The organism is Rapidithrix thailandica, from assembly GCF_039710355.1.
Lineage (GTDB): Bacteria > Bacteroidota > Bacteroidia > Cytophagales > Flammeovirgaceae > Rapidithrix > Rapidithrix thailandica.
In genome coordinates this window covers 681,521-700,019 of record NZ_JBDKWZ010000001.1, presented here as the reverse complement: position 1 = coordinate 700,019, position 18,499 = coordinate 681,521, and the positions used below count along the sequence as shown (strand labels likewise).

Genomic DNA, 18,499 nt, shown 5'->3' with positions numbered 1-18,499 from the left:
GTTATACATGAAAACAAAAAACGGGGACACTGTCCCCGCATTTATTTTTATACACAAATCAATTCCTAAAGTTACTCTTTGGTATTTATATCAATAGTAGATACGTTTTCAAAGCGGATTTGGTTATCCTCATCCAGATCGATGCCTACCACAGAGTCTTTGTGGACGGTACCTTTCAGAATTTCTTTGGATAATTCATTCAACAAAACTTTCTGCATTACCCGTTTTAACGGCCTGGCCCCGAATTGCGGATCGTAGCCCAACCGGCTTAAGTAATCCAATACTTCTTTGGATGACTCCAACACAATTCCGGAAGCTTCCAACCTTCGTTGAATATCCCGGAACTGGATTTCCGTAACCTTCCGCATTTCCGTTTTGGAAAGTGGCTTGAACATAATAATTTCATCCACCCGGTTCAGAAATTCCGGACGAACGGATTTTTTCAATAACTCAAACACTTCCTGCTTAGTCGTTTCCAACACTTCACTTTCATTGTGCTCCGTAAGGGTCCGGAATTGGTCCATGATAATTTGCGAACCGATATTGGAGGTCATAATGATGATTGTATTTTTAAAATTCGCAACCCGCCCTTTATTATCCGTCAAAATACCATCGTCCAACACTTGGAGTAGAATGTTAAATACATCCGGATGTGCTTTTTCGATTTCATCCAACAAAATCACCGAATACGGTTTTCTCCGCACAGCTTCGGTCAACTGCCCGCCTTCATCATACCCCACATAGCCCGGAGGTGCACCTATCAAACGGCTTACCGAATGGCGTTCTTGATATTCGGACATATCAATCCGTACCATGGCACTTTCGTCATCAAAGAGAAACTCTGCCAGTGTTTTCGCCAACTCTGTTTTCCCCACACCGGTCGTTCCCAAAAAGATGAAAGAACCGATGGGTTTTCGAGGATCTTGCAGGCCCGCTCTTCCCCTTCGTACGGCATCTGCTACCGCCTGAATAGCCTCGTCCTGCCCCGCTACGCGTTTACGAAGTTCTACTTCCAGATCTAAGAGTTTTTCCCTTTCACTCTGTAACATTTTGCTTACCGGTATGCCCGTCCATTTGGAAACCACTTCGGCAATCTCTTCCGAGGTCACTTCTTCTTTTAATAAGGGACTTTCTTCCAGTTGTTTATTAAGTTGTTGTTGTAATTGCTCCAACTGGTCCTCTGCTTCTTTGATCTTGCCATAGCGCAGTTCTGCTACCAAGCCAAAATTCCCTTCCCTTTCGGCACGGTCCGCCTCACTTTTATATTGATCGATGCTTTCCTTCGCCTTTTGAATGTTTTCAATGATTTCCTTTTCATTTTTCCATTTGGCTTTCAGGCTGTTCAATTTATCCGTCAGGTCGGCAATGTCCTTGGTTAACACAGCTTCTTTTTCTTTGTCCTTCTCTCTACGGATGGCTTCCCGTTCAATTTCCAATTGCATAATTTTCCTCTGCAACTCATCCAATTCTTCAGGCAAGGAATCAATCTGAATCCGCATACGGGCTGCGGCTTCATCCATCAGGTCAATCGCTTTGTCCGGCAAGTGCCTGTCACTGATATAGCGATGAGACAACTCTACCGCAGAAATAATCGCATCGTCTTTGATCCGCACCCCATGATGCACTTCGTATTTTTCCTTGATCCCTCTCAAGATAGAAATCGCGTCCTGAACGGAAGGCTCGTCAATCATAACGGTTTGAAACCTTCGCTCCAGTGCTTTATCTTTTTCAATATACTTCTGATACTCTTTAAGAGTGGTTGCACCGATCGAACGTAATTCGCCCCTGGCCAAGGCCGGTTTTAATAAATTGGCCGCATCCATGGCTCCTTCACCACTCGAGCCCGCCCCGATCAGCGTATGAATTTCATCAATGAACAGGACAATTTTCCCGGCCGAATCCACTACTTCCTTGATCACGGACTTAAGCCGCTCTTCAAACTCACCTTTGTATTTGGCTCCAGCCACCAATAATCCCATATCCAAACTCACAATCTCTACATCCTTCAGATTATCCGGTACATCACCAGCCACAATCCGTTGAGCCAAGCCTTCGGCAATAGCGGTTTTTCCCACCCCGGGTTCACCTACCAACATAGGATTGTTTTTCGTCCTTCGACTCAAGATTTGTAACACCCGCCTGATTTCCTCATCCCTTCCGATAATCGGATCGAGCTTGCCTTGTTTTACCAGGTTATTCAAGTTTTGAGAATACCTTTCCAAGGATTTGTATTTTGACTCGGCATTGGGGTCTTTCACATTTTCCCCACCCCTCAATTCTTTAATCGCTTTGATCAGGTGCTTCTCATTAAAGCCTACGTCTTTTAATAAGGTCGCTACGCGCTCATTTCCATCCAGGACTCCTAATAAAATATGTTCTACCGCCACATATTCATCTTTCAAGTCGCGCATATATTTCTCTGCCCTTTGCAGAGCTTTGTGGGCATCGTTGGAAAAATACGGTTGTTGACCACTGGATTTAGGATAGCCGTTAATCACTTGGTCCAGTTGCCCGCTCAGGTAATTTCTATTTACATTTAATTTTTTCGATAGAAAAGTAAACAGGTTGTCATCCTGTTGCATTAAAGCTTTCAACAAGTGGCCCGTTTCAACAATTTGTTGTTGATTGGAAGAGGCCAAGGACGCGGCACTTTGTAGTGCTTCCTGCGATTTGATGGTATATTGGTTAATGTTCATAGCTTGATAAAATATTCTTGTTCCTATAATAACATTTTGACTAAATATAAGGTGGAGGGATCAGCACCCTCCACCTTCCCTACCTCATTCTGTGGAAAGTCAATGTTTTCCACAGGGATTAGCCGACGTATTAAAGTAATTAGTTTTCATGGTTTGGTACCTTGCCATTAAACAAATAGAAAACCATCCTATCAAAACAAGACATTATTACAGTACAGGAAAAAAAGCGAAGCCAATTTGACTTATTTTATTGAAAAACAGCTTTTTATAATGACAATTTTTCAGTTACCTTCGAACAAAAATCAAACTTAGGAGTTGTCAAGTAGCTCAGCCAGCCTTTCTCCTAACTCCATCCCGATAGCCACGCCCATCCCGCCTAAACGCAAACCAAGAAATACCCGGGCACTGTGTTGACACAATACCGGTTGTTTGGTTTTGCCAAAAGCCATGACCCCGGCCCATTCATGTTCAATAGAAAAAGGAGTATTAGGTAAAAGTACTTCAGTAAGTAGTTTGTTAAGCTTTTGCCGGATCAACGGATTCACTTTCATTTCTGTAGTACTTTCCTCTGCTAAAGCCAAATGCCTGCCTCCTCCTAACAATACCCGGTTTTCAATATTCCGGAAGTAGTAATATCCTTCTTCAAAATGAAAAGTACCTTGTATTTTCAATTTGGGAACAGGAGAGGTAACCAAAACCATCCCTCTGCCCGGAGTTAAATCCAAGCCAGGCAACAATTGTTTAGAAAAGGCATTGGTGCATAAGGCGAGTTTATCCGTTTGAAAAATAATTTCTTCTTCATTTGTTTTGTCAAACACATACAACTCCACTCCATCTTTGCTTTCCTTCCACTGGCGTACTTCGGCACCCGTCAGCACTTTAACTCCCTGTGTTTGAGCTTGTTTTAACAGAGCATGCATTAACCGTCCTGGATGCAATTGCCCTTCTAACGGATTATGAATGATGTGTTTGACTTGTTGTTTGGAAAAGCCGAAAGAAGTAATGCGTGAATCATCCAAGGTAAAGACCGCCCTTTTAAAAAGTGGCCATAACCATTCATTAACTTGCTCCAGTGCGTCCGGGTTAAAGGCTTGCCCTTGTAAAATCAATTCATAACCTCCCCATGCCTGATACCCCAATGCCTGGTCTCCTACTTTGGTCCGGAGCTTTTGCAGACCTTCCCAGCGTTTTTGAATTAAACCTTGTACTTCTTCTGCCGGTTGCTGTTGTAAATCGGATAAAATTTCGGTCACACTACCGAAACATGCAAAACCTGCATTTTTTGTACTGGCTCCCGTAGGCAACAATCCCCGCTCCAAAACCAATATTGACTTATCCGGTTGATTTTCGGCCAAAGCAATAGCGGTGGACAAGCCTACAATACCAGCACCAACAAGGATATAATCGTACTGTAGAAAGACATCTTTTTCCCAATAACTTAACATAAAGAATACTAGTTAATCCATAAATTCAGCTTAATTTATACAATAATGAGAGGAATCGTGTGTGGACGATCAATACTCAAAACAACTATACCGGTGGGAAGGCTCTCGAAAATTGGACAAACCCACTATTTTTGCAATAATTATCACAACCTTATGAAACTCATAAAAGCAATGATCCATTGGGTCCGGTCCTTATTAGAGCAGGACCCCTTTGGAAATTACCTCCTTATCAAACGCTTTGCTATTTCGGTATTAGGCATTGTCACTTACCCCCGATTGGCCATCACCAACCATTTAAAAGTGGAAGGTACCGAACACCTTGAAGGCCTCCCTGACAACAATGTATTATTCCTTTCCAACCATCAAACCTATTTTGCCGATGTCATTGCATTTTACCATATTTTCAGTAGTGTAAAGTGGGGATTCAAGAACAGTATCCGGTTTCCGGTGTACTTATTGGCTCCCAGAGCCAAGTCTTATTATATTGCCGCTTCCGAAACCATGGAGAAAGGCGGGGTATTGCCAAAACTGTTCAGCTATGGCGGGGCCATCAAGGTAGAACGTTCCTGGCGGGCCAACGGAGCCAATGTGAAGAGAACCGTAGACAAAGGGGCGGAAGACAAAGTCAACAGTGCACTCCAACATGGTTGGGTTGTCAGCTTTCCCCAAGGCACTACCAGCCCATATGCCCCAATACGCAAAGGGACCGGCTTTTTCATCAAAAAATTCCAACCCATCGTGATTCCGGTTGTCATCAACGGTTTTCGAAGAGCCTTTGATAAAAAAGGGCTGTTTTTTAAAAAAAGAAACACCACACTTTCAGTAAGGTTTAAACCCCCGGTACACATCGACTATAAGGCTTCGGTAGAAGAGATTGTAAAAGTGATTGAAAGGGAAATAGAGCAAGAAGTAATAGAAGATAAAAACCCTCCAAAATAGTAAAATTTACCAGGTAAAATAAACAGAGAGGGCAACAACTTACAACTGTTAAGCAACACACCAAACTGAATATTCACAAAAAATATTTTGACATTTAGTTAATAATTCCTAAATTATCTAGCAATTACTACCTACTAATAGCTAAACTTCAAACTATCCAAACAAACCTTAAAAAAGGTTCATTTTATCAAGGATTGTTCATTTTTTCTGATTACATCATGTTATTATTAGCCCTTTTTCCTATTGAAAAGGCACTGCCTTTATTGACTTACCTCAAAGTAAATATGGAATGGAGTCTATTGGTCTTATTGGCTGTGGTTTACCTGATTGCCATCACCTCTTTTTATTGGATCTGTATGAAAAAAGCTCTACCTGAGCCCACCCCTCTTAACAGAAAACTTTAGTAAGCTCTTAACTCTCTTAACAATTTTTTTGACATACATTTGCCTATTTACTCCTAGTCATCAGGCATATTTCTCCCTTGCAATAAGGAAGGCTGGCATTGTCTACTCCCTTTTTGAGTAAGGTAAAAAAAATTATACAGGAAAATTTTTTACCTCAATACTCTTTTGCAATTTCGTATGTATATATAAAAAGCACAGACATGCGATCTACAACACCTCTCTGGCAAATATGGAGCGGACTAATATGCCTTATTTGCCTTTGGCAATGCTCTTCCCCCAAAAACTCTTCGAAAAATACGGAAGGGAACGCTGTTCACCCTAATTTTCCCTACACCCTGGATACACCCGATGATGAGTATGTCCTTCCCGATATTCTGAATGAGATTTCAGGAATCACGTACATAAGAGAGGGCCTATTGGCTTGTGTTCAAGACGAGTTAGGTATTGTATATATTTACGATGCCAAAGCCCGTAAGATCACCCATGAATACCTTTTCGGAAAAGAAGGAGACTATGAAGGAATAGCAAAGGTAGATACCGTACTCTATATAGCCCGGAGCGATGGAAAGCTTTTTCGGTTGAGAGGGTTTAAAAGTAAAAAATTAAAAGTGGCCGAATTCAATACTGCCCTCAGTAAAAAAAATGACATAGAAGGCCTTTGCTATGATGCCAACAATCATCGCCTATTGTTAGCTTGTAAGGGAAAACCCCATCTCAAAAAGAAAAAATACAAACATAGTAGGGCTATTTACGCTTTTGACTTGCATACACATCAACTGGAGAAGGAGCCTTTTGCCATCATCGATATAGAAGAGATTCAAAAGATGACGGGTAACAAAAAAGATAAATTTGCTCCATCCGGGATCGTTCTTCACCCTCAGACCCAAGAGATATACCTCCTTTCTCACCAAGGTAAAAAAATAGTGATCTTATCACCGGACGGTAAACAAATCAAAGGGATTATTCCCATTCACCCTGAAAAAATCCGGCAACCGGAAGGCATCTGTTTTTCTCCTAACCTCACACTATATCTCTCAACAGAAGCCAGTTTCTCACAACCGGAAATTCAGCGTTTTGAAAATAAGCTGAGGCCAAACAGCAAAGAAAAGTGAAAGGCAGAGGAAAACTCGAAAAAGCTTTGGATCAATAATAATTAACCTTAAGGCAAACGCCCCCGGACAATTTTTGTCAAGAAGAGGACCATCAGGGTTACAATAGAGGAAAAAACGAATTAAGAATTATAATTATTAGTGAGCTAACCACAATTTTATCTAAATAATCTTTAATATAGCGGCAAGAAGCAAGCGATAATTTCATTATTGACGTTATTTATTATAGAAGAGTTTAGCAACAAATTACACTTATTAAACTTACTGACCAACTCAACCACCTGAATGCATCATTGACCTAAAACCAAAATAAGTTATGTTGCCAAAAGCAAATTACGCCAAATTATTAAAAGCGATTCAATTTGCCAGCGAAAAACACAAGCATCAGAAGCGAAAAGGTAAAGAGGGCGTTCCGTTTATCAACCACCCCATTCAGGTAGCCAATATCCTTTCTGAGACCGCTGCAATCACGGATGAGAACCTTCTTATGGCCGCCATCCTTCACGACACCATCGAAGATACGCAAACTTATCCGGAAGAGATAGAATTGCTATTTGGCAACGAAGTAAAGCGCCTGGTGCTGGAAGTGACGGATGATATGAGCCTTCCTTGTCAAGAGCGGAAACGACTGCAGATTATCAATGCAAAAGCGTTATCTTCTAAAGCCAAGTTGCTCCGGATTGCCGATAAAATTTGTAATGTAAAAGATATCTTATACTCTCCCCCCTCTTGGTCCACCCAAAGAAAACTGGAATACCTCAATTGGGCAGAAGAAGTAGTAGTCCAAATTGAAAACATTCACCCGGGCTTAAACAAATTATTCAATTCCTATCTGGCAAAATCCAGACAAGAGCTTGCCAAAATGTATGTATTAGAGCAAAACTAAAGTATACCTTGCGGCCATTGATCTTGTCTTCATCCAAAGATTAATTCATCCGTAGGCTAGTTCCTTCAGATACGTCTAAGGGCATATTTAAATTTCAGCCTTTGGGTCAAAAGCTTCCATTTCAGGAACCTCAATGCAGTATTTTGAGAATCCTAAAGCGAGAATTTTTACCGCCTAAGGGGCGGCCTCTCAAAGGAGAATCTCCCGTAAAGAATTCCTAACATGCTCTAATGGCTGTATTGAAAGGTATTTTCCTTTCTTTTCTCTATTTTTTGCCTTTCCTCCTTCCCGGAATTCACCTCCCAATATATGTTAAAATTCTTATTCTCAATCTATCTCAGGATTGATTACATAAAGCTTTATTAACTTTACACCTAAATCTCACGTCAATGCTTTAGAAAATTCTCATGAAATCGTTATTTCTTGTATTAATAAGTGTAGTTATAGCACAAGGATGTGTACCTACTTCCGACAAACAGTCTAATATCGACCTCTATTTCGACATGGCAACCTTTATCCAGGGCCAAGTCAAAAAGTTAGAAGCGCTCAATCCCGTAGTCAAGAAAAAGGGGCAGGTGGGCGAACAACAATCGAATCTGGTAGAGCAAAAAATTGAAGATTGGTCAAAAGAGCTGAAGCCCTTTGAAGAAACCAATATCAATAAACCCATTTTGCAAGGAGCTTACGAAGTAAAAAAAGAGCACAAAGGTGGAGTGGATATTACCACATATGAGAGCAAAGAAAATTCGGCTAACGTACAAAAACTTGTGATCCACGAACAAAATGAAGAAGTACAGTTTATTGAAATACAAACTCAAACGACTAACCAATTGTACCAAGACATAAAAACACTCACCATGTATATTGAAAAAGGCATGGTAAAAAAGTATGGTATTGACGGCCTCAAACAATTGGCCACTGGCTCGCCTCACCAATATCATATCATCGGAGAAATTTCACTCTAAACCTTCCATTCAAAAATCAGCTAAGATGGTGACCCTCGTACAATTGGAATACGTAATAGCCGTGGATACTTACCGGCACTTTGCCACAGCAGCCGAAAAATGTTTTGTGACTCAGCCTACCTTGAGCATGCAACTCAAAAAACTGGAAGAGGAACTGGGCATTATCATTTTCGACCGCAGCAAACAACCGGTTATTCCCACCGATATCGGAAAGGCAGTAATCAAACAAGCTCGCTCGGTATTAAGTGAAGTACGCAAACTGCACGATACCATAGATTTCTTTCAACAAAAAATCAGCGGGGAGCTGAAAATAGGCATTATTCCGACACTGGCACCCTACCTGCTTCCCCGCTTTATCGGAGATTTTGTCAAAACCTACCCGGACCTAAAGGTGCATATCAAGGAATTGCTCACGGAAGAAATAGTAGAATACCTGCACAAAGACTTAATCGATGTGGGCATACTGGTAACCCCACTCCATGAAGACGGCATCATTGCAAAACCGATGTTTTATGAAGGAATACAGGTATATCCTCATCCGGAACATCGCTTTGCCAATCAAAGCCAGGTAAATATGGCGGAAATTGCCGATCCGGAAATTTGGTTGCTCAACGAAGGACATTGCTTCCGCAATCAGGTTCTGAACCTTTGTTCTTACCTCAATCTCCAACAACATAGTTTACCCATCGAATACGCCAGCGGTTCTTTGGATACACTGATCAAACTAGTGGACAAAGAAGGTGGTTTCACTCTTCTTCCCGAGTTGGCGGTTGAAGACTTACCTATAAATAAACGGGTGCAGGTCAAGACATTTATAGACTCTTTTCCCTTGCGTGAAGTCAGCCTGGTATATGCTCGCAGCTTTGTAAAAGAAAAGCTGATCGGCATTTTGGAACAGGCTATTCAACAAAGTATTCCGGAACCAATGCTATCAGCGAACAGGGGAACATTGGTGGAATGGCAATAAAAGAAATTCGCCTGAGAACATACCCCCGGGCTTTAAGAACATGTTTAAATTTATCCTTCAGGTCAAAAGCTCTCATTTCAGGAACCTCATTGCAATATTTTGAGTACCCGGGCAAATAGTGCTATACTGAGAATTTTTACCAACAAAGGGGCGGCCATCAAAGGAGCACCTCTCGAAGGAGCACCTCCCGCGGGGCAAGCCCGCAGCGAATTTTAAACATGCTCTCGGCTAAAAATAGAAGCAACAAAGTGTTGAATAAAAATTATTTGTCGAATTTATTTTAGTTGATTAATACCTAACTATGAATGCAAAATTAATCCGGTGTGCCGTAGTAACTAGTTTCATTGCAGCAAGTGCCTGTGCTATCTATATCATCTCCCTACACGAAATTTTTCAACTTAACCCTTTTGGAAGATTCAAATACTTGTATATTGGTTTGTATGCGCTGTTTTTTGCGGGAGGGATGATGTATTTCCGGGACAAACTCAACCAAGGAATGATGAGTGGGCAACAAGGTTTAGGTTTTGGTTTTGTGTTGAACGCTACAGCGAGTTTGTTGTATGGGGGAATCTTGCTTCTGTATTTGCAAGCATTCGATGCAGATCAAAGTGCCTTAAATGTTTACTTGGAGGAGTCATTAGCACTGTTAGAGAATTCCAAAGAGCATTTGGTAGAAACGTTAAGCCAGCAAGACTATGACACTACTCGTCAAAACTTATTAGCTTTGACACCCAAACAATTAGCGTTTGACCAACTTACAGGGATCTTTCTGGTAGGAATGTTTCATACATTCCTCTTTATGTTATTTTTTAAAAGATCAAAATAAGCCAGGCAGCATCCACAAAAAAAATTCCCCTTACAACAAAAAGTGTAAGGGGAATTTTTCTAAAAGGAAGTATCTTTTTTACGACTCTTTGCTTTCATTAATACTCCGGATGACCCGCAGTTGATTTTTCAAGTCGTCCAACTCTTTTTGAGCTTCATTGATCTTTTGAGAAAAGTCTTCTTTGAGTTTATCTGCAGTTTTAGAATTGGCAAAGAACTCCAGGTTATTTTCCCAAAGGGCTATATCACTTTGTAAGTGGTCGATTTTTCTTCGGATACCTTGCTCTTGCCTGCGCAGCTTCTTGGTGGCGCTAGGAGCATTTTTGAAAATTTCCGCTTTGAATTCCAACAGCCTGGACTCCCGGTCTTCTTCCGGTCCATTTTCAAAATACTCTTCTACAGAAGACAAGAATTTTTCCAGAATGATATTGATGTCCTTACGAGGTACAAAACCCACTTCAAAATACTCGTCTTTCAACTTGGTAATTTCCTCCAGGTCAAAATTCCCGGCTTCGGCAAGTTGATCGATTTTTGCACAAACCGCTTCTTTTTTGTTCAGGTTTATCTCAAATTCCTTCTCTTGTTCTGCTCTACGGTTTCTCTTTCTGTTAAAGAAGAAATCACAAGCCGCTTTGAATTGCTGATAAACACTCTCGCGGTACTTTTCGGGAACCGGTCCGATATTTTTCCACCCTTCCTGCAGCTTTTTCAACTTTTCGGCTGTTTCCGCCCAGTCCGAGCTTTCTTTAAGTTCTTCCGCTTTTTTAACCAGCTCTTCTTTTTTCTTTAAATTTTCACCCCGCTGAGCTTCCAGTTTTTCAAAAAACTTCGCTTTATTGTTGAAAAAGGCCTTAAAATTCCCCCAAAATTGTTTGTTGATATCCTTTGCTACTTCTCTTGGCAGCGGTCCGGTTTTTTCCCAAATTTCCTGGATTTTGATGAGCTCTTTGGTTTTCTCGTTCCACTCTTTAATACGATCCGAATCAAAGGCTACGTATTGCTCTAGCTCAAGGCATAAGCGCTGTTTGATGGTCATATTCTCTTTCAACTGCACTTTGAACACTTCGGCAAACTCACGCTTCTTTTCATAAAGTTCATCCGAAGCTGCTTTAAATCGCTGCCAAACGGTTTCCTGTTCTTCTCTAGGTACAGGTCCTATGGCTTTGAATTCCTCGTGCAATTTTCCCAATTGGATGATCGCTTCGTTGATGTTTTCTTCTTCCAACAGGGCTTCCGCCTTATCGCAAAGTTCTAATTTAGCCTCCAGGTTTTTTTTGCGATCCAGCTCTTTAAGATCAAATTCAATACTTTTTTGATCGTAAAACCTGTCAAGCAAGGCGCTGTAGGATTTATACAAATCTTCGGCTTCCGGCTGTGGCACAGAGCCGATCTCCTTCCATTGCTTTTGCAGTTGTTTTACTTTTTCCAGGCTACCATTTGCATCAATCAGGTTTTTGATTTCCTCAATGATTCCCCGTTTATCTTTCAGGTTATCTTCCCGTTCTTTTTTGATTTTACTAAAATGTTCGCGCTTGGCTTTACGAGCTTTGTGGAAGGCCTCATTAAATGCTTGCACTTCCTCATCCACTTTGTATTCAAAGCCGGATGCATCCCCACCTTCGGATACGAAGGTCTCTTTGGCAGCTTCCATTTCCTCTTCCAGCAATTTATCCAGCTCCTCTTTTACCCGCTTAAATTCGCGCTCGGCTTTATTGAGATTTTCCTCTTTCGCCAACTTTTTCCCCTCTTCCAAAAGCTGTTCTTTCGAATACGAAGAATAGTCTGTTTCTTCTTGCACCTGCTCCAGTTCATCCTCCTCATGCTCCTCTTCCTCCTGAGCATCACTCGGATGTTCGGCAGTGGATGCTTCTTCGGTGACAGTTTTAGCAGTCGGTTCCTGCTCCGTATTTTCTACTTGTTCTTCTTGAGCAGTATCCTCTTTGCTTTCCTTTGCTTCCTCATCAGCGGAAGAAGTGTTTTGATTCTCAAGATCTTCAACACTTTCTAAAACTTCAGCTTTATGCTTTTTTTCCTCTTCGTGATTGTTGGCCATAACTTACATTCATTTTTTCAGTAAAACTCTAGACTAGAGCGCAATACGCAAATAACAACCTGTATAATAACTACAAATAGCTACAATTGCAAAAGTAATAAATGATTTTAATTTAATCTCGGGTCAGTAGGATAATTTGAGTAAACCTTAAACCTCCCCCCCATTCGTTTCAACACATTGCTCCACAGGTCTTTAGGATCTTGGGAAAACACCCAGGAAAGATCCACATCCGATACAATCCAAGAGTGTTGCTCCAATTCAGACTGCAACTGTTCCTCCCCCCATCCGCTGTAGCCCATAAAAAACCGGCAATTTTCCGGGTGTAGCTCCCCGTTCAGGTTCATTGCTTTTAATTGTTCGTAATCTCCCCCCCAAAACAAGCCGTCTTTTAAAGGGATAGCATTTTCCAACTCTCCAAAGCGATGAATATAGTGCAAAGTATTTTGTTCTACCGGTCCTCCGATAAACAATTGACTTTCCAGAAAGAAATTGTCTGTAACCTCTTCGATAGTAATCTTCGTAGGTCGGTTAAGCACCAGGCCAAACGAACCCATTTCATGCTGATGTTCGCACATGATAATAACTGAACGGCAAAAATTTGGATCGTTCAAAAAAGGCTCCGCCACCAATAAGTTTCCTCGTGTAACCGAATCATTATGGCTAAAGTCAAAGTCGAATAAATGCATATCTTCCGTATTTGACGAATGAAACTTTTTCCTTACATAACAAAAAAACATTCTCCTCCTCTCCTCCTCATTCAGATAAGTTAATTTGAAAAGATCTGAGCAATTCTCAAAGGATTTCGACAGAAAGATTCCAACAAAGCTCGTAACAATTTGATATCTAGCCAATTGAAAAACCCGTTTATATCCCATCATTTGCCGTTGTTATCGTACTCACCTCAAGTTAAGTTAATTTTTGCAAATGCGTTTTTACCGTTTGGCCTTGTAAATCATACAAACCAGCGGAATAAATTGAAGCGTTCAAAAGGCCGTATACGCCATTTGGAGCCGGTAGCCAGGAGACCTGTTTAAAATCCTCTTGTATTTTTTATCAAGCCAGGGAATTGTTGTAAATTGCACCCCCAATTTCAATCTGTAAAAACAACCTGTTGAATGAGCTACTTAGATACTTTAAATGAGCCACAACGATTGGCAGTAGAGACCACCAAGGGACCGATGATGATTATAGCGGGAGCCGGATCGGGGAAAACCCGTGTGTTGACCTATCGCATTGCCCATTTGATGCAACAGGGGGTAGAACCATTCAACATTCTGTCTCTGACCTTTACCAATAAGGCCGCTAAAGAAATGCGTGAGCGGATTGAAAAAGTGGTAGGGACAGAAGCCCGCAATTTATGGATGGGCACTTTTCACTCCATCTTTGCCAAAATACTGCGTTTTGAAGGCCACTTATTGGGCTATCAAAGCAATTTTACCATTTACGATTCGGACGATTCCAAATCATTGATCAAAAGTATCATTAAGGATTTTAACCTGGATGACAAACTCTATAAGCCCAACAGCGTGTTGGGGAGGATCAGTAATGCGAAAAATAACCTGATTTCGTGGAGGGCCTATATGAACAACAGTGAGCTGACGATGGACGATGAGAATTCCGGCCGGCCGAAAATCGGGGAAATTTATAAAGAGTATGCGATCCGTTGCTTCCGGGCCAATGCCATGGACTTTGATGATTTGTTGTTTAACACCAACATCTTATTTCAAAATCATCTGGAAGCCCTCAATAAATACCAGGACAAGTTCCGCTATGTATTGATTGATGAGTTTCAGGATACCAACCTTTCTCAGTATTTGATTACCCGTAGATTGGCGGCCCGTCATCAAAATATTTGTGTAGTGGGTGACGATGCGCAAAGTATTTACGCCTTTCGGGGGGCCAACATTCAGAATATTCTCAACTTCGAAAAAGACTATCCGGACCTGAAGGTGGTCAAACTGGAACAAAACTACCGCTCCACCCAAACCATTGTACAGGCGGCCAATTCGGTGATCCGCTACAATAAAGCGCAATTGAAAAAAAATGTATGGACTTCCAATGACAACGGAACGCCTATCCATATGATCAAAGCGGCTACCGATGCGGAAGAAGGGCGATTAATCGCCACTTCTATCTTTGAAGAGAAAATGCAGCGCACTTTACCCAATAGCGCTTTTGCCATCTTATACCGGACCAATGCCCAATCCAGGGCCTTGGAAGAAGCTTTGCGAAGGCTCAACATTAAATACAAAATCATCGGGGGGCTTTCTTTCTACCAAAGAAAGGAAATCAAAGACATTGTCGGGTACCTGCGCTTTACGATCAACCCTCAGGATGTGGAAGCCTTCAAAAGAATTATCAATTTGCCCAAGCGGGGAATTGGGAAAACTACAGTGGATAAATTGATTGTGCGCTCTAACGAAACCCAAACTTCCGTTTGGGAGATTCTCTGCAATATAGAAAGGCATTTTGGGGCCGGCCGTACCAGTAAAGTGCTGGACAGCTTTACCACCATGGTCAAGTCTTTTCAGCTTTCCGTAGAACAAAAAAACGCCTACGATGCCGCAACCGATATCGCCAGAGGCTCTGGCTTGTTGCGAGAATTATACGATGATAAATCCGTAGAGGGACGCGTTCGCTATGAAAACTTGCAAGAATTGCTCAACGCCATCAAAGCGTTTGTAGATGACCCTGAAAATGAAGACAAAAGCCTGGACGCTTTTCTGCAACAAGTATCTTTGCTCAGTAGTGCCGATAACGAAACGGATGAAGACTCTGTGACGTTGATGACCATTCACATGTCCAAAGGATTGGAATTCAAGAATGTGTACATTGTCGGGTTGGAGGAAAATTTATTCCCCTCACAATTGATGTTGGAAAGCCGGGCCGACCTGGAAGAAGAAAGACGCCTGTTTTATGTCGCCATTACCCGGGCCGAACAAAAGCTGTTTCTCTCTTATGCATTGCAACGCTACCGCTTTGGGAAATTAATCATGTGTGAACCGAGCCGTTTTCTGGAAGAAATTGACCCGCAGTTCATGACCTCTTTTCTTCCACAAGGTGCTTTGGGAGGAGGCAGTCGCGATACCAGTATGCATCGCTCCGGTTTTACCCGCAAGGTAGCCACCAAACCCAAGCCTCAATTTACCCGTGTACCCAAAGGGAACCATACCGTTTCTCAAAATTTCAAACCCAATAATCCGGATGAGTTACAACAAGGGCAAAAAGTGGAACATGCCAAGTTTGGTTTTGGAAAAATTGTCAGCATCGACACCCATGGAAAAGACAAACGGGCCAAAGTACACTTTGAGAATTTTGGGGAGAAGACTTTAATTCTTAGCTTTGCTAAACTAATGATATGTGAGTAACTCACTGTCAGATAAGGATCTACCCTGGAAAGAAGAACTGTTTTCTTTCTAAACTCTTCAAAAGGCTTAGGAAGAAAGTACATCATTCGACCTTATACAATGAGTTTTTACTCTCTGACCCTGAGAGAGTTTTAATCAATCGTCAGAATAATTGATGCCGGATTGCGTACCATATCGTTAGTACTGAGGCCAATATATTTTTATTTACAAATTTCATTATGGAATACAACACTTTAAAAGATCCGTTGCTACTCAAAGAGTACGGCAGAAATGTTCAAAAGCTGGTAGATTACATCACTACGATCGAAAATAAAAACGAACGTACCGAGTATGCGCATGCCTTAGTGAACTTAATGAAACAACTCAATCCTTCCGTAAAGGAAAATAGCGATAATTTTCAGCGTATTTGGGATCATTTGTATATCATGTCTGATTTTACTTTGGATATAGACGGTCCTTACCCAAAACCTGAAAGAGAAATATTGGAGCGCAAGCCGGAAAAAATGTTCTATAAAACCAATGAAGTAAAATTCAGGCATTATGGCAGAAACATAGAGTTACTGCTCAGGGATGCTAAGAAGATTGAAAATCCGGAGGAACAAAAAAAGGCCTATGTGCAAGTAGGTAAACTGATGAAGACCCTGTACTCTTCCTGGAATAAGGAAAGTATTGAGAATAATGTGATTTATCAACATTTGGAGCAACTGGTAGGTAAACCGCTCAATTTGATCAATGAGCCGAGAGAAATGAATGATATTTTCAATACCAGCTACCGCGACCGGAGTTCAGACAAAGCGGATATTGACAAAGCCCGGCCAACGCCAAAGAAAAAAGGAAAAAGAAGAAAATAAAGATTGCTCCTTGAGCTAAAAAGCCCTGAAGGATGTGTTCCCTCAGGGCTTTATTATTTTCTCCGAATCCAGGCTTTACAAACGGATAAACAGAAAGAAAGAATAGGCCACAAAAAAGCCAAACAAAATTCCGGCTTCCCACCGGTCCAGCCGGCGGGCTTTTCCTGTAAACATCGCGACAAACAAAAAAGCCGTACCCAAGCCGGCAAATAGCCAGTCGAAGTTCAACTTATAATTATACAGTAGAGGTCCCGATATAGTACTAACAGACAATACCAAAACAACATTTAAGATATTGGCACCGATGATATTCCCAACGGCTATATCATAACGCTTTTTAAAAACCGCCAAAAAAGAAACCGCCAATTCCGGAAAGGCTGTTCCCGGGGCTAAAATCGTCAGCCCGATCAATTTTTTACTCACCTGCCAGGCTTCGGTCAGTTCCTGAGCCGCCAGTACGGTTAACTCACCTCCCCCTGCCAAGGCAATTCCCCCTGCAATTAAATACCACCATTGCTTTCCTTTGCTGAGGCTTTTCTCCGGTTTTTCATAATCCAAATGCTTGCGCTTTAAACGTCTTACGATGGAGACCAAATACGTAAACAACAATCCCAAGAGTATAAGCCCGTCAAAACGGTCCAAAGCATTGTCTCTCGCATCAAAAAACAAACGGTCGTTAAGCAATACGAATACCACTCCGATCACGAAAACGGCAAACGGGATATCCCGTTTAATGGTAAGCGGTCTTACATACAAAGGCGTCATTAAGCCCACCAAACCCAAGACACAAAAAATATTGATGATAATACTCCCGACAATATTGGAAAAGACCAATTCATATTCTTGTTGTTGGCTGGCAATCAGATTGACCACCAATTCGGGTAAAGTGGTACTCAACGCAATAAGACTTAAGCCCAAGGCCAACTCCGAAACCTCGTACCTTTCGGCAATGGCAGCCGCCCCGTCAACCAGCCAATCAGCTCCTTTAATCAAAGCGACCAAGCCAGCCAATAGTATTAACAATCCCAATGTGCTTGCCCACATTTAGTTACTTTTTAGGTAATGATTTAAAAAATAGTCGTAAAAAAAATTACAAGCCCTGCCATAGAGAACAGCGGGCGTTTTATTCATTATTTTTCGCCCGATATTGTTGTACCGCTTTGCGCACGCTACCGTGTTCTTCAAGCAATTGAGCCGCTTCTTCTGTAGAAATGTTCAACTCTTCCCGTACCATACGGATTCCACGGTTGACCAGCTTGGTATTTGACAATTGCATGTCTACCATTTTGTTTCCTTTTACCCTTCCTAATTGTATCATCACGGAAGTTGATATCATATTGAGCACCAGTTTTTGGGCCGTACCGGATTTCATCCGGGTACTTCCGGTCACAAACTCAGGCCCTACCACCACTTCTACCGGGTAACGGGCTTCTTTGGCCAAAGCAGAACCCGGATTACACGTAATACAGCCCGTCAACACACCCTCTTTGTTACAAGCCTCCAAGCCTCCGATTACATACGGAGTACGGCCGGATGCCGCAATACCAATTACCGAATCCACATCACGGATGGCATGCGCTTGAAGGTCTTTCCAGGCTTGGTGCGGATCATCTTCGGCAAACTCCACGGCTTTCCGGATGGCTGTATCCCCTCCGGCAATCAAACCAATGACCAAACCGTGCTCCACCCCATAAGTAGGAGGACACTCAGAAGCATCCAATATCCCCAGTCGTCCGCTGGTTCCGGCTCCAATATAGAATAACCTTCCTCCTTTTTTCATTCTTTCCACAATAGCTTCTACCAATGTTTCAATCTGTGGAATTGCCTTTTCAACCGCCAGAGGCACTGTTTTGTCTTCTTTGTTGATATTTACCAACAAGTCATTCAAAGGCATTTTTTCCAAGTCATCATACTGCGAAGACGATTCTGTTACTGCACTCATTTTATCCGTTTCATTTATTAAATTGACTATTCTATAGCACTATATCGAT

The 18,499-nt window shown here is 41.7% G+C and carries 14 protein-coding genes; 8 read left to right on the top strand and 6 right to left on the bottom strand.

Translation table 11 applies throughout. The features are described from left to right. Window positions 1-71 precede the first annotated feature (71 nt). Together clpB and AAG747_RS02570 are read right to left on the bottom strand one after the other, a co-directional pair. On the bottom strand, window positions 72-2,696 hold the full coding sequence (gene clpB, locus AAG747_RS02575; RefSeq protein WP_346819558.1) for an ATP-dependent chaperone ClpB: 2,625 nt from the start codon (window positions 2,694-2,696) through the stop codon (window positions 72-74). A 308-nt stretch (window positions 2,697-3,004) separates the two neighbouring features. Then, window positions 3,005-4,141, bottom strand: a complete 1,137-nt coding sequence (locus AAG747_RS02570) for an NAD(P)/FAD-dependent oxidoreductase (RefSeq protein ID WP_346819557.1) — start codon at window positions 4,139-4,141, stop codon at window positions 3,005-3,007. A gap of 153 nt (window positions 4,142-4,294) precedes the next feature. Here AAG747_RS02570 and AAG747_RS02565 point away from each other — a divergent pair, with 153 nt between their 5' ends. The 6 genes from AAG747_RS02565 to AAG747_RS02540 all read left to right on the top strand — a co-directional run bounded on the left by AAG747_RS02565 (window position 4,295) and on the right by AAG747_RS02540 (window position 10,237). Continuing rightward, a complete protein-coding gene (locus AAG747_RS02565; RefSeq protein ID WP_346819556.1) occupies window positions 4,295-5,080 on the top strand; it encodes a lysophospholipid acyltransferase family protein in 786 nt (261 codons plus the stop codon). A 604-nt stretch (window positions 5,081-5,684) separates the two neighbouring features. Then, window positions 5,685-6,596: an SdiA-regulated domain-containing protein gene (locus AAG747_RS02560; protein WP_346819555.1), complete on the top strand. Its 912-nt coding sequence runs from the start codon at window positions 5,685-5,687 to the stop codon at window positions 6,594-6,596. Window positions 6,597-6,909: 313 nt separating this feature from the next. Next, on the top strand, window positions 6,910-7,479 hold the full coding sequence (locus AAG747_RS02555; protein ID WP_346819554.1) for an HD domain-containing protein: 570 nt from the start codon (window positions 6,910-6,912) through the stop codon (window positions 7,477-7,479). A 407-nt stretch (window positions 7,480-7,886) separates the two neighbouring features. Further along, a complete protein-coding gene (locus AAG747_RS02550) occupies window positions 7,887-8,444 on the top strand; it encodes a hypothetical protein (protein WP_346819553.1) in 558 nt (185 codons plus the stop codon). Between the two features lie 25 nt (window positions 8,445-8,469). Beyond that, the gene (locus AAG747_RS02545) at window positions 8,470-9,411 is read left to right on the top strand and encodes a hydrogen peroxide-inducible genes activator (protein ID WP_346819552.1); all 942 of its coding nucleotides are present in this window, start codon (window positions 8,470-8,472) and stop codon (window positions 9,409-9,411) included. Between the two features lie 301 nt (window positions 9,412-9,712). Next, on the top strand, window positions 9,713-10,237 hold the full coding sequence (locus AAG747_RS02540; protein WP_346819551.1) for a DUF4199 family protein: 525 nt from the start codon (window positions 9,713-9,715) through the stop codon (window positions 10,235-10,237). Window positions 10,238-10,315: 78 nt separating this feature from the next. Here the strand turns inward: AAG747_RS02540 and AAG747_RS02535 are convergent, their stop codons facing one another. Together AAG747_RS02535 and AAG747_RS02530 are read right to left on the bottom strand one after the other, a co-directional pair. Further along, window positions 10,316-12,289: a DUF349 domain-containing protein gene (locus tag AAG747_RS02535; protein WP_346819550.1), complete on the bottom strand. Its 1,974-nt coding sequence runs from the start codon at window positions 12,287-12,289 to the stop codon at window positions 10,316-10,318. Between the two features lie 107 nt (window positions 12,290-12,396). Beyond that, window positions 12,397-12,975 (bottom strand): YqgE/AlgH family protein, encoded by a 579-nt coding sequence (locus AAG747_RS02530; protein WP_346819549.1) that lies wholly within the window; start codon window positions 12,973-12,975, stop codon window positions 12,397-12,399. A 429-nt stretch (window positions 12,976-13,404) separates the two neighbouring features. Between AAG747_RS02530 and AAG747_RS02525 the strand changes: the two genes are divergently transcribed. Both AAG747_RS02525 and AAG747_RS02520 read left to right on the top strand, forming a co-directional pair. After that, window positions 13,405-15,657, top strand: coding sequence for an ATP-dependent helicase (locus tag AAG747_RS02525; RefSeq protein ID WP_346819548.1), 2,253 nt, complete (start codon window positions 13,405-13,407; stop codon window positions 15,655-15,657). Between the two features lie 218 nt (window positions 15,658-15,875). Then, entirely contained in the window at window positions 15,876-16,508 is a 633-nt protein-coding gene (locus AAG747_RS02520) for a DUF4290 domain-containing protein (RefSeq protein WP_346819547.1), read from the top strand. 75 nt (window positions 16,509-16,583) lie between these two features. Here the strand turns inward: AAG747_RS02520 and AAG747_RS02515 are convergent, their stop codons facing one another. Both AAG747_RS02515 and murQ read right to left on the bottom strand, forming a co-directional pair. After that, complete coding sequence (locus AAG747_RS02515; RefSeq protein ID WP_346819546.1) at window positions 16,584-17,552, bottom strand: calcium/sodium antiporter; 969 nt, start codon at window positions 17,550-17,552, stop codon at window positions 16,584-16,586. 79 nt (window positions 17,553-17,631) lie between these two features. Continuing rightward, window positions 17,632-18,450 carry an N-acetylmuramic acid 6-phosphate etherase gene (gene murQ / locus AAG747_RS02510; RefSeq protein WP_346819545.1) on the bottom strand — a complete coding sequence of 273 codons (819 nt, stop codon included), beginning with the start codon at window positions 18,448-18,450 and terminating at the stop codon, window positions 17,632-17,634. Between the last annotated feature and the right edge of the window lie 49 nt (window positions 18,451-18,499).

Excerpts from the sequence above, each read along its gene's own strand:
- AAG747_RS02565 (WP_346819556.1), top strand. The coding sequence starts at position 4,295 with ATGAAACTCATAAAAGCAATGATCCATTGGGTCCGGTCCTTATTAGAG.
- clpB (WP_346819558.1), bottom strand. The coding sequence starts at position 2,696 with ATGAACATTAACCAATATACCATCAAATCGCAGGAAGCACTACAAAGT.
- AAG747_RS02525 (WP_346819548.1), top strand. The coding sequence starts at position 13,405 with ATGAGCTACTTAGATACTTTAAATGAGCCACAACGATTGGCAGTAGAG.
- AAG747_RS02530 (WP_346819549.1), bottom strand. The coding sequence starts at position 12,975 with ATGCATTTATTCGACTTTGACTTTAGCCATAATGATTCGGTTACACGA.
- AAG747_RS02555 (WP_346819554.1), top strand. The coding sequence starts at position 6,910 with ATGTTGCCAAAAGCAAATTACGCCAAATTATTAAAAGCGATTCAATTT.
- AAG747_RS02550 (WP_346819553.1), top strand. The coding sequence starts at position 7,887 with ATGAAATCGTTATTTCTTGTATTAATAAGTGTAGTTATAGCACAAGGA.
- AAG747_RS02560 (WP_346819555.1), top strand. The coding sequence starts at position 5,685 with ATGCGATCTACAACACCTCTCTGGCAAATATGGAGCGGACTAATATGC.
- AAG747_RS02520 (WP_346819547.1), top strand. The coding sequence starts at position 15,876 with ATGGAATACAACACTTTAAAAGATCCGTTGCTACTCAAAGAGTACGGC.
- murQ (WP_346819545.1), bottom strand. The coding sequence starts at position 18,450 with ATGAGTGCAGTAACAGAATCGTCTTCGCAGTATGATGACTTGGAAAAA.
- AAG747_RS02570 (WP_346819557.1), bottom strand. The coding sequence starts at position 4,141 with ATGTTAAGTTATTGGGAAAAAGATGTCTTTCTACAGTACGATTATATC.
- AAG747_RS02540 (WP_346819551.1), top strand. The coding sequence starts at position 9,713 with ATGAATGCAAAATTAATCCGGTGTGCCGTAGTAACTAGTTTCATTGCA.
- AAG747_RS02545 (WP_346819552.1), top strand. The coding sequence starts at position 8,470 with ATGGTGACCCTCGTACAATTGGAATACGTAATAGCCGTGGATACTTAC.
- AAG747_RS02515 (WP_346819546.1), bottom strand. The coding sequence starts at position 17,552 with ATGTGGGCAAGCACATTGGGATTGTTAATACTATTGGCTGGCTTGGTC.
- AAG747_RS02535 (WP_346819550.1), bottom strand. The coding sequence starts at position 12,289 with ATGGCCAACAATCACGAAGAGGAAAAAAAGCATAAAGCTGAAGTTTTA.